This window comes from Abyssisolibacter fermentans (assembly GCF_001559865.1).
GTDB lineage: Bacteria > Bacillota > Clostridia > Tissierellales > MCWD3 > Abyssisolibacter > Abyssisolibacter fermentans.
This window is the reverse complement of record NZ_LOHE01000024.1, coordinates 38,775-50,612: the sequence shown is the minus strand read 5'-3', so window position 1 is coordinate 50,612 and position 11,838 is coordinate 38,775. Positions and strand designations below refer to the sequence as shown.

Here is an 11,838-nt window from a genome sequence, read left to right as displayed (position 1 = left end):
GCAACACACCGTTTCAACGAGGCGAAAGATTGTACACCGCCTGTTAAATCTAATCGGTACCCGTCACCTATAGAGGTGGGGAATATTTTGCTTGTTATAAATTAATTTTATCAAAATTATAATTATTTATAAAGAGGTTTTATTTGTTTTATATATCCCTTCTGCTTTCAGAAATGGAATGTGAACAATAAGTTTAACTGTCATCCCAAATGCAAGAATTAAGACAGGGTAAATGATTTTTGGTTGTTCAAAAAGAATTCCGTAGATATACATACCTAATACCCTAGACAGTGATATTAACATCATAAAAATAGACGAAAATCGTCCAAGGTACTCTTTAGGCACTTCTGACTGATAAAAGGTTTTAAAAAATACGCCATAATATCCAAAGGACAGGAACATACAGAAGCATCCTATTGAAAGATATATTACTGGTAAATACGAATAATTTGAAATCCATGTAATAAAATAATTTGACCCTAAAGGTGCAAATAGAAAAACAGCACCAATCATCCCGATAATACCTATATTGATATGACTTGCAATCTTTCTTTTATCTTTTTGATGAAGTGCTATAAGAGACGCTAGGATAGTACTCACTGATATCGTTCCTTGAAGGACTCCATAATGAAATTCAGGTGTTTTAAAAGTAACCACTAATAAACTAAGCATACCAACTTCGATAAATGAAAATAAGAACAAGTGTGTTAATGCACCATTGCCTATTAGAGATGCCACACGAATATCACTGAATATTACTTTAACACCGGTTCCCATATCTTTAATCAAATTGGATTTTGCCTTTAGGTTTGAAATTGTATCTACATCAAAAAACATTTCAGCTAAAGCTGATAAAATAAAAGTAATGGCATCAATAAAAATAATCAGCTTGAGGCTCCCTGATGCTAAAAGCACACTGGCAATCAATGGAGATATAACATTAAAGGTGCTATAAATCGACTGATTCAACGAATTCACAGTTCCTATATTTTCTTTATTGAATAAACGAGGCACTATCGATATTGAAGCTGGCATAAAAAATGTATCAGCCATCGCAAATCCAATTATTAGAGGTACAATAACCGTAAGTCCAAGGTGATTAATAAACATAAGACCTAATAACACGAATCCTCGGAGCAAGTCTAAGCCAATCATAACTTTTTTCTGATCCAACCGATCTACAATAGCTCCTGAGAATATACTAAGAATCAATCTTGGTATGAAAGCTGTTGCGATTATACTTCCAAACATTTTAGGAGATTGTGTTAGTTTCATTATATGAAGTGCCAATGCTGTCGTAAGCATAACATCTCCAAATACAGATGTATTACTTCCAAATAAATAGAGATATAAATTTCGTTTGTATCGAATTTCTTTCATAGAAATTCCCCCTCTGTATAATTAGTTAGCATAAACTAACTAAATTATATAGTGCTTTGTAAATTATGTCAATATTTATATTAAAAAAATAGAATTTTCTTATCCTATATATTACGAGAATGTATTTTCGACATCATTTTCACAATAATAGTAAAAAAGATACATAGTAAACCATGGATTTAATTTATTTCATGGTTTATCTAAGCAGAGAATAAAAAATTTAGATTTGGTGTAAATCGTAAATAAAAATCAGCGAGTGAAAGTGGAAGCTTTTGATAATGGGAATTAAATTGTTCATTTTAATAATGACCGTATTAGAATTTATAAGGAGTTGTCTCAAAATGGCAAATTTCTGTGTTAGTGAAATATTTCACGACTAATCACGTCTATTACATATGAAATAAAAGGATTTAAAAGATAAATATAGAAATTATAAAGGTGTAGGTGCAATGATGATGCATGTATAAAAGCAAAAATAAAAAGAAAAGTTACTGTGCATCCCTTACTTGAGACATTCATTTGCAACTCACTTATTAGAAGGAGGAATATATTGAAAAAGTATTTACTTTTATCAATAGTTGTAATTATTGGATTTTTAAGTTTCTTCATTTTATCTTACCGTAATATGGATGAAGATGTTTTTTATAGTAATGAAGATAAAAAAACAGTTGTTGCTGAAATACCAGAAAAAAATATAAGACTATATGCCATAAATAAGGATAATGGAATGTATACAGAGTTTATTTTACAATTAGGAAATAGTGAAAGGTATTTTAATTGGCAAAATATATCTAATCCAACATTTAGTCCAAAACTTATACTTTCAGACTTGAATAAAGATGGGGTAGAAGAACTTATTGTTATACTAATAAATGGTACTGGTACAGGATTTCATACTGAACAAGTACACATTATAGATATTTCTACATTTCAAGATTATGATGCAGAAAATCCAATTCATGTTATTTACAAAAATGTTAAAACAAAACTTTCTCCTAAAGAAATAAGGATTTCTTTTGCTGATTATACAACAACACTTGTTTAAAGGTATATAGACATTGAACTTCAACAACTTTTTGAAGATATTGTTTTTGGAAACATAATAAATTATGAAATCAAAGATGATAAGTTATATGTTACAGTATGGGCACAAATTGGTCCAGCTTCTTTTATTGGTAAGATGGATATGTCATATTATTTTCAAGGTAAGATGTATGTAGTAGACAATATTAAATTCACACCTATAGAACTTAAAAAATAAAAAACTTAGACAACTACAGTCGACGATTATTTTAAAAGATTTAGGGAAAGAGCTACGAAGTTGAATAAGTCAACATCATATAATACCATATTGCTGTTCGCTTCGCACATCATCATATCTAGCACAAATAGTACAGAAGTTAAATGAGCTGATGAAGTCGACAATAAGCAAACGCTATATAAAATCTCGCGCAGAAGACCGCGCATTCGTGCACGGGAGATTGCTTGGAGAAAGCTTCTAAGATATTTAACACATATACAAGATTTTGCAAGTTAAATTATTTATGTACTGGAGGTAAGAGAGAATGAAGATTGTTTTTGTTCGGCATGGTGAACCGGATTATAATGATGTTAAACAAAGAGGATTTATTGGTCATGGACGTGACTTAGCTCATTTGACTAAATTAGGGAAAGCACAAGCACGAATAGCAGCAGAAAACCCGATATTAGACGGAATTGAACTTGTTGTATCATCGCCTTACACCAGAGCATTACAAACAGCGGCTATAATATCAAAATATAGGAATGTTGAAATTGAAGTTGAGTTAGACTTACATGAATGGCTACCAGATTTAACGTATTCTTTTTCCGATTATGATTCAGTTGACAAAGCTTTGAAACTTTGTATTTCTAGCAAAGGGATTTGTCCAAAAGATTCTCCAATCAAATATGAAGAACTATCAAATGTCTTTGATAGAGCCAAGAAATGCCTTGAAAAATACACATCATATAAAAAAATAGCAGTAGTCACTCACGGTATGTTAATATGCCAGTTTGCTTTTTCAAAAGAATTCCAATACTGTGGTGTTTCGGAAATAGAATTTGGTAAAAATTCAAAATGGTGTGGCTGGATTGATACACTGTAGTATAAGTTTATGAGTTAGAAATCAAGGGCTGACATCCTGTCAGTCTCTGGCTTCGTGGGCCCGCGACTTTACATAACAATGCAACGTTGGCAGCACATGGTACACCCCTCCACTAACCGAGTCAGTTTCTGCATTAGCCGACCCAAAAGGTCCCTCGCCATAAGCAGAAATTTGTAATTGTCTCACTCATTTCAGAGTATGTCTTTTGGGTCATAAACATTAGTGATAAGTTGGTATGAAATCATAAGATTTGGAAGTACCAAATTTAATTAAGGAGAGATAAAATGAATGCTATAGAGATATTAGCTAGAGAACGGGTATTATTATTTGCTTTTATTTTGGTCTTACTTAGTGGTTTCCTAATGGGAGAGATTATTTTTAGACTGAAAAAGGAAAAGGCTTTAAAGTTGGGAGAAAAACTTGATGGAAGTAGAGATGTTCATATTAGAATAATTTATAACAATATAACAAAATCTTATGGTGTTTTGAGAGTAATAATAGTTATATTTGCGATGAATTTATTGGGAGGAGCATTAATTTGGTCCTCTGTTGGTGGGATATTAATTGTTATTCCATTTTCACACTATGCTTTAATTGGATTTTTAACTAATCTAGTATTAAAAAGATATCCAGAGCGAATGAAGTGGGTAACAATACCTAATATATTGTTTGAAGTAGCAGCTTTTATGGTCGCAGCTGTTGGTGGAATAGGTATAGGGCTAAATATTTGGGGAGCAGGGAACTTATATGTTGCATTTAAAGAATGGAGTATACTTTTTATAACAATTGTGGTGCCATTTCAACTTATTGCAGCCATATTTGAAGGATTTCTATTTAAGAGAATCTACATAATAGAAAAACACCCATGGCCTCGAGAGATATCTAAAGAAAACAATTTATAGAATGAATGCAAGAGTTAGATTTCGAAGCTGCGTGAGGCAACATCCGATAAAAAATGTTTCCGTTCGTTATCACACATTCTTTCACCGGGTATAGCATCACCAAGAAGAAGGGCTCTGCGGGTTCTGTTCAGATGATATACATTGATACAATCTAGTCAACCTAGGAGACTCTATATGCTCTTTATTCAAGACTACAACCAAGATGTAGACAAGTTCTATGAAGCCTTAATATCAAGACTAGGAGAGTTTAGTATAGAAATAGCCAAAGAGAAGATAAAAATCTTATTCAGGTATGAGCAATTAGTTGTGCGCTGCGTTAGCCATGACCTTTTGGTTGGTAACCTAAGTAAAATGTGTTAGTTTAAATAGACTAAACTATTCGGTTGGAGTCTAGAGTCAGAGAAATAAAGGTACTTAAAATATGTTAGAAGGTTATGAAAAATGAAAGAAAGAGAAAAACTTGATTAAATTCATAATTTTATATATAATGGACACAAATTCTAAAATAAAAGGGGGTACATATATGAGATTAAAAAATGCTACTATTTTCGCAATAATCGGGAGTATAATAGGACTTATAGGAAAAATCATTATTTTCTTATTTACCTTAGATGATTTTTTATTTGTAGATAACCCGATATTATATTTCAGACTTGCAAATGCCTTTGATATTATTTTTGCCGGTTCATTAGTTATTTTTTTCGTTGTACTATTTTCAAATCAACGTAAACAAAAGAAACAGAAAGGAGAGGCGTAAATGTCTGATTTAGATAAAATTTTAGAAACCAGTGACGAAACTTTATCAACTGAAAGTGAGGATAAATCTAGAATAGAAAATAGTTCTACTAATAATAACCATTATAATTATGCTGATACATTAAAAACTTTTTCTACAGTGGTATTCATATTAAGTATAATAATTGCATTAATTGTTTTTTATAAATTTGGTTTTATTAAAACTTCTTACTATTCCACTGAAATTAATCCAATAGGGATAGGTGTAAGTTTAGGGATATTCGCACAAGGATTATTAATTTGCTTGTTTGCGTCTGTAGTTCATAGGTTAACACGTGATATTATTGATATTAAGAGCAATACACAATCAAAGAAAAAATAGAAGAGAAAATATAAGATTTAATTAATGTCAACTTGGTAAAGTTTATTTTTGGGTAATATGCACAAAAATTATCAAATATTCATTTAAGCATCTTTTTACTATTAACAATAAAATAAAAATACATAAAAACCATGAGATTGTAATAAATTTCATGGTTTTAGCTTTTTGTAAAATATAATATAGAAATACATGAAATAAAAAGTTTTTAAAGATAAATATAGAAGTATTATGAGGTAAATAAAATGCTTTTTAACTGTAATTTTGTACAAAAAATATTTGGAAAAGTATAATAAAGAGAAAAAATACTGTACATACTTTGAATTATTCATTTGTTATTCAATTATTAGATAATATAATGCATAGAACATTAATTGTTTAGCTCATAAGTTTTTGGTGAATTTGGGCAAAAGTTTGAACTAACATACGGAAATTTAAAAGTTATCTAACATATCCCTCTTGGATATTCCTTAAGAGTGATGAATAGAGATAGAAAGGAGAATCTAGAGATGAAAAAATCGCTATAATTTCGGATATACATGAAGCATTTTTACTAAATGATTTCTTTTTTGAGTAATGGATAATATAGCTTTTGCTTTCTATTTTACATAAAAAATATTAATATTTACAGGTAACACAATTCAGCTTTATCTAATATTATATAACAAGAGACATGCACAATAATCAAAAGTACTAATGAGAATTAAAAAGAGGTGAAATCATGAAAATTGATGCTTTTATATTTTTGTTAGGCTCACTAACTGGTTTTATTGCTTATTTAGCTGGATTGAATTTTGAGATTATTATGTTATGGCTGATATTATTAGTATTAGATCTCATATCAGGACTTTTGAAAGCATTTAGAACAAGGCATTTTTCCAGCCATTGTATGAGACTTGGTTTAACAAAAAAAGCGGCTGAAGTAATATTATTATGTGCAGTAGTTTCTGGTCAAAGGATACTATCTATAAATGGATTTGAAATTCCATTATTAGAGATTTTCGTGTGTGCCTTATGCTTTAAAGAATTTGGAAGTATTCTAGAAAACTGCAATACAATGGGAGTAAAAATACCAGAAATTATTATGAAATGGCTAAGAATACTAGATGATCAGATTAATAATAATGATGATAGTTAGTTGAAAAATAAATAGTAAACAGAAATATGTTCGAAATAACTCCTTTAATTTGTATAGAATAATATAATAAATGATATCTTTAATAGGCTAGGATAAATGCTATATTTGTCCTAGCTTACTTATTAATTGATAAATTCTATTTCATAAATAGAGTAGGTGATTTTTATTTCAGTTAAAGTAGAATTATTAAAGTTTCTATGTTTATTATTTCTGCTGAATGGATTTATTTTTTATAACCCAAAAGCTTAAGTTTGAAAAAAAAGATATTAAGTATATAATAATATTTGAAGAAATTGCTTTGAATATAAGATAATACCTTTATAAAATGAAAACTATGGAGGATAAACAATGATAATAAATGAAAATTTAATAGAGTTTAATATAAATGCCAAAAATAAAAATGAAGTTATAAAATTACTATCTGAGCTTTCAGCTAAAGCAGGTAAGGTATTGGATGTAAATACATTTATTAAAGATGTACATGCTAGAGAAAAATCATACTCTACAGGAATTGGAGATGGTATAGCTATTCCTCATGCTAAATCAAGTGCAGTTAAAGAGGCTATGATAGTATTCGGGAAATTACAATCGTCTGTAGAGTGGGAATCAATAGATAAAGAAAATGTAGATTTAGTTTTTTTATTAGGTGTTCCAAGTGAGAATAAAGATAATCTTCATTTAAAAATATTGTCTGACTTATCTAGAAAACTGATGGATAAAGAATTTATAAAGAGTCTTAGAAAAGCAAAGAATAAAACAGAAGTGATATCTATTATAAGTAGTGTGTTTGATTGATTTAATTCTTATGTCTTAAATTATCTCGCTCTGTTTATGAAATTAAACCTGATTATTAATTATAACTTTCATAATATGTTGTATAGTTCTGAATTAGAAGATTTCAGTGAGTTTGAAGGGATACTGAGTTGGTATGTCCGTCATATAATGGATTTCTTATAACAGAAGGATGCAATATAGTATCAATTTTCTATGAATAGTCTGGGTATATATTAAAAATAATGCTATCCAAAATTAAAAAGATGGTATATTATAATATAAATAAAGCGATTTATTGATTTAGAAGACTACCGTATATATCAAAACTTTATTTAACTCTAATTATTCATATAAAGCACAATAATATGATGTATAATATTGAATTATGAGCAGAGAGCTTAAATTTAATTTAGCATGCTTATTCATTTTAAAAATTACACATTTATAAAAAATTTATGAATAATCTGGGTTCAAACTTAATAATGGGAGAGGGACATATGAAATCAAAAAACAACAAATGGATATACTTATTAATGGTAGCAGCAGCTTTGTTTTGGGCAGGAGCATTTATCGCAGGCAAAATTTCAATTAAAGAGTTTAGTCCTGTATCAGTAACTTTTTTGAGATTCTTTTTTGCTTCAATTGTTATTTTTACTTTATTAGTTTACAAGCAAAAAGATTCATGGAAACCCAAAAAAGAAGATTTACCGATTATTTTTATGCTAGGCTTAGTTGGTATGGTAGGATATCATATATTATTTTTTACTGCATTAAAATATACAAAAGCTATAAATGCATCAATACTTGCAGCCACGAACCCATTGATGACTGTTTTAATAGCAGGGTTGATCGGACAAGAAAAATTAAGTATAAAAAAAATAGGAGCAATAGCATTAGCGTTTATTGGAGTAGCACTTACATTAACAAATTGGGATATAAACATATTGATAACAATGAATTTGAATAAAGGCGATATGATTATGATACTAGCAGTTTTTTGTTGGGCTACATATTCCATATTAGTAAAAAAACATGTGAAAAATTACACTCCATTATTTTTAACAGCATACAGCTTTATTACGTGTACTATTATATTATTTCCTTTTGCTATTGCTGAGGGGTTATTCGATGCTGTTGCGCTGGCTTCTAAAAATGCCTGGATTGCAGTGTTATATATGTCTATATTTCCAACGGTGTTTGGTTATTTAATTCAACAAAAATCTATTGGATTAATTGGTCCTTCAAAAACTTCAATATTTATAAATTTAGTGCCTGTTTTTTCAATAATTTTGTCTATAACTTTATTAGATGAACAGTTTTATTTACTAAATATATTTAGTGGATTATTAATTATTTTATCTGTCTATATAACGACTATAAAATTAAAGGATTAAAGATTTGAACAACAATACAGAGTAAGAATGAGTTGGATTTAATATTGCAATTTATAAAACATAAAAAAATATAATTTAATTGGAAAATTTATTTGACAAACATTTTATTTTATGTTATCATTAATTGTTACTTAAATTATTAGTAAACAAATTAACATTAATATTTTTAATTGGTGTTTGTATTTTATGTACTATCCTAATTTAGAAATGTTTGTTATGTGTTTTACAAAGATTTAAGGAAAATAAATTTAGGAGGTACAGTATATATGACTGGTACAGTAAAATGGTTTAACTCAAGCAAAGGATTTGGATTTATAACAGGAGAAGACGGAAATGACGTATTTGCTCATTTTTCTCAAATTAATGTTGATGGATTCAAAACTTTAGAAGAAGGTCAAAAAGTATCATTTGATGTTGCTCAAGGACCAAAAGGACCTCAAGCAGAAAATATTACTATTATTTAGTTAATGGATATTTTAACCTTATGCTATTATTAGCATAAGGTTTTTTGTGTTATTTAGTATATTTATTAGCATATGATGAAGCTGCGTATGATTCGGGTTTTATTTTAGTACTAAAACCTAATCCAGAAAAATATTTTATAATTTCGTTGATCATGCATCTTGTCTTACCGTTTTTACCTATGTCAATATGAATTTCATTATAAAAATCTGTTCCTTCATCTAAACAGTTAATAACCGAATTCAACAGTTTGTCAAAATAATTGATAGATATTTCGTTAACAATTTGTAAGGTTAAATTAGCTTCAATAGAAATTTTTTCTCTTATGCTATTAATTTTGTATGGAATTATAATCTTATTTACACAACCCCATGCACATTTACCTATTCTGTGAATTACTATAGCAGTGACAAAAACTGTAGAATTAGATTTGACTTGTGAATCAGTGCCTATAGAAAGACGATAGCTAGAATTACAATCTTGTTTTATAAAATTTATAACATAAGAGAAAACAGAATCTAAATCCATATTATCATGAGTGCTGTTATAAAAGCTGGATTTGTATAAAAGATTTTTCACATTAAATTCCATAACATCACCTTTCATGTGATAGGAATGTAATAACCATAGTAATTATTATTAAAAAAACAGTTGATATATGCTTGATAAAATAAGAAAGAAAACCATTCTATAAATAATAAAACAAAAAAGGTTAATTAATTGGGTATAATATGATAATAAATATTAAATTATAGAAGTATAAAATGTTTAAATATGATATACTATTTTCATTGAGCCTAGCTAAATAAATACAGAAATAATAAGTAAATATTTGTGTTAATAAACACAGAAAGGAATAAAAATTATGGATACAAAAGAAATGAAAATTAAAGATTACCCTTTATCAAATGAGATTAAAAGAGGTCTTAGTGAACTTGGTTTTAAAAAACCACTAGAGGTTCAAGCTATAGTTATACCTAAAATATTAGAAGAAGATAGAGATTTAATAGTACAATCACAGACAGGTAGTGGTAAAACTGCTGCTTTTGGAATACCAATTTGTGAGAAGATTAATGCTGAACTAGAATCCACTCAAATGTTAGTTTTAACACCAACAAGAGAGTTAGCAGAGCAGGTAAAGTATGATATAGAGGGTATTGGTAAATATAAAGGAATTAAATGTGTTGCAGTTTATGGTAAACAGCCAATTGAAATTCAAAGAAAAGAGTTGAAAAAGAAACCACATGTAATAGTAGCTACACCAGGAAGAATGATGGATCATTTGTTTAGAAAAAATGTTAAATTAAAAGATTTGAAATATCTAGTTATTGATGAAGCGGATGAAATGTTGATAATGGGTTTTGGTGAGCAGATTGAAAAAATAATTGAAAAGACACCAGACGATAGAGTTACATTATTATTTTCTGCTACTATGCCTTTAGAGGCACAATATTTAAGTCAAAAATATTTGAAAAATCCTGAAAATATTGAGGTAAAATCAGATAATAGTGTTTTAAATAAAATAGAGCAAATTCATTATACGGTAGAAGCTTTAAAAAAAGTTGATTTCCTTAAAATGATGCTAAGACGTGAGGCTCCTAGAAAAACTATAATATTCTGTAACACACAAGAACAGGTAGAAAGACTTTATGCTATTATGAAAAAATGGAGTTATCTAATATGTCGCGTACATGGAGGAATGAAACAATTAGATAGAATGAATACAATGACAGCATTTAAAAGAGGTCAATACAATACAATGATAGCGACAGATGTTGCAGCAAGAGGAATTCATGTAGAAAGGGTTACTCATGTTATAAACTTTTTTGTTCCTTTTGACAATGAGAACTACATACATAGAATCGGTAGAACGGGAAGGGTTGACCAAAACGGTGTGGCAATTACCTTTGTAACAAAGCCAGAAGTAGAGAGGTTTGAAGAGTTACAGAAATTTTTAGGATATAAAATCCCTTGTAAGGGAGGGCATGTTTCTAGGAAAATTGGTAAAAAAGAACAAAAAAGATTGTCTAAAAAAAATCGGTATATTGCTGGAAATAAGAAAGGCGTAATAGTTCAATTGAATGCAGGAAATGTGAACAGTATTTTTACCAAGAGAGATATAATTTCAACTCTTAGAAGCATAAGCGGTATTAATCAATCAGATATAGGTAAAATAGAAATTAAGGGCAAAGTAACAAATATTGAAATTTTAGGTGGCAAGGAAAGAATAGTTTACAAAGCTTTTAGTAATATAAAGATTAATGGTAAAAAATATCGTGCAAAACTAAAAAGCTAAAAAATAGTTATAAATAAAATAGTGTTAATGCTTAATTAATTAATGCTGTATTGAAAATTAAAAAAAATAAAAAATAACCTTGACAATAATTCATTATAAACTTATAATGTTTACAAAGTTAATAAAGTAAAAGCTATGATAGGAAGAGTAAATTAGAAAAAGTAATATAGAGAGGGAGTGCCTTGGCTGTAAGCATCCTATTACTTGCTAATCGAAGACTAACCTTGAGTTGTATCTGAGGTCATAAATTGT

Annotated in this window: 13 protein-coding genes and 1 other annotated feature (1 of these 14 cut by a window edge); of the genes, 11 read left to right on the top strand and 2 right to left on the bottom strand. The window is 28.7% G+C overall.

Going from position 1 to position 11,838, the window contains the following annotated elements:
• Nucleotides 1-126: 126 nt before the first annotated feature.
• A complete protein-coding gene (locus tag AYC61_RS01430) occupies nucleotides 127-1,380 on the bottom strand; it encodes an MFS transporter (RefSeq protein ID WP_066495728.1) in 1,254 nt (417 codons plus the stop codon).
• Nucleotides 1,381-1,930: 550 nt separating this feature from the next.
• Here AYC61_RS01430 and AYC61_RS01425 point away from each other — a divergent pair.
• The 10 genes from AYC61_RS01425 (at nucleotide 1,931) to AYC61_RS01380 (ending at nucleotide 9,292) form a co-directional block, all read left to right on the top strand.
• Nucleotides 1,931-2,425, top strand: coding sequence for a hypothetical protein (locus AYC61_RS01425; protein ID WP_066495726.1), 495 nt, complete (start codon nucleotides 1,931-1,933; stop codon nucleotides 2,423-2,425).
• A 520-nt stretch (nucleotides 2,426-2,945) separates the two neighbouring features.
• The gene (locus tag AYC61_RS01420) at nucleotides 2,946-3,506 is read left to right on the top strand and encodes a histidine phosphatase family protein (protein ID WP_066495724.1); all 561 of its coding nucleotides are present in this window, start codon (nucleotides 2,946-2,948) and stop codon (nucleotides 3,504-3,506) included.
• 284 nt (nucleotides 3,507-3,790) lie between these two features.
• On the top strand, nucleotides 3,791-4,408 hold the full coding sequence (locus AYC61_RS01415; protein WP_066495722.1) for a hypothetical protein: 618 nt from the start codon (nucleotides 3,791-3,793) through the stop codon (nucleotides 4,406-4,408).
• 174 nt (nucleotides 4,409-4,582) lie between these two features.
• Nucleotides 4,583-4,768, top strand: a complete 186-nt coding sequence (locus AYC61_RS01410) for a hypothetical protein (protein ID WP_066495716.1) — start codon at nucleotides 4,583-4,585, stop codon at nucleotides 4,766-4,768.
• A 163-nt stretch (nucleotides 4,769-4,931) separates the two neighbouring features.
• Complete coding sequence (locus tag AYC61_RS01405) at nucleotides 4,932-5,165, top strand: hypothetical protein (RefSeq protein WP_066495714.1); 234 nt, start codon at nucleotides 4,932-4,934, stop codon at nucleotides 5,163-5,165.
• Nucleotides 5,166-5,525 (top strand): hypothetical protein, encoded by a 360-nt coding sequence (locus AYC61_RS01400; protein WP_066495709.1) that lies wholly within the window; start codon nucleotides 5,166-5,168, stop codon nucleotides 5,523-5,525. It begins immediately after the preceding gene.
• Nucleotides 5,526-6,243: 718 nt separating this feature from the next.
• Nucleotides 6,244-6,660 (top strand): phage holin family protein, encoded by a 417-nt coding sequence (locus AYC61_RS01395; protein WP_066495705.1) that lies wholly within the window; start codon nucleotides 6,244-6,246, stop codon nucleotides 6,658-6,660.
• A 348-nt stretch (nucleotides 6,661-7,008) separates the two neighbouring features.
• Nucleotides 7,009-7,455: a PTS sugar transporter subunit IIA gene (locus AYC61_RS01390; protein WP_066495702.1), complete on the top strand. Its 447-nt coding sequence runs from the start codon at nucleotides 7,009-7,011 to the stop codon at nucleotides 7,453-7,455.
• A 476-nt stretch (nucleotides 7,456-7,931) separates the two neighbouring features.
• Nucleotides 7,932-8,828, top strand: a complete 897-nt coding sequence (locus tag AYC61_RS01385) for a DMT family transporter (RefSeq protein WP_066495699.1) — start codon at nucleotides 7,932-7,934, stop codon at nucleotides 8,826-8,828.
• Nucleotides 8,829-9,094: 266 nt separating this feature from the next.
• Entirely contained in the window at nucleotides 9,095-9,292 is a 198-nt protein-coding gene (locus tag AYC61_RS01380) for a cold-shock protein (protein ID WP_066495697.1), read from the top strand.
• 49 nt (nucleotides 9,293-9,341) lie between these two features.
• Here the strand turns inward: AYC61_RS01380 and AYC61_RS01375 are convergent, their stop codons facing one another.
• The gene (locus AYC61_RS01375) at nucleotides 9,342-9,869 is read right to left on the bottom strand and encodes a ribonuclease H-like YkuK family protein (RefSeq protein ID WP_162265419.1); all 528 of its coding nucleotides are present in this window, start codon (nucleotides 9,867-9,869) and stop codon (nucleotides 9,342-9,344) included.
• 286 nt (nucleotides 9,870-10,155) lie between these two features.
• Between AYC61_RS01375 and AYC61_RS01370 the strand changes: the two genes are divergently transcribed.
• Nucleotides 10,156-11,586 carry a DEAD/DEAH box helicase gene (locus AYC61_RS01370; RefSeq protein WP_066495693.1) on the top strand — a complete coding sequence of 477 codons (1,431 nt, stop codon included), beginning with the start codon at nucleotides 10,156-10,158 and terminating at the stop codon, nucleotides 11,584-11,586.
• A 126-nt stretch (nucleotides 11,587-11,712) separates the two neighbouring features.
• Nucleotides 11,713-11,838 (top strand) — a binding site (T-box leader) (it continues 115 nt past the right edge of the window).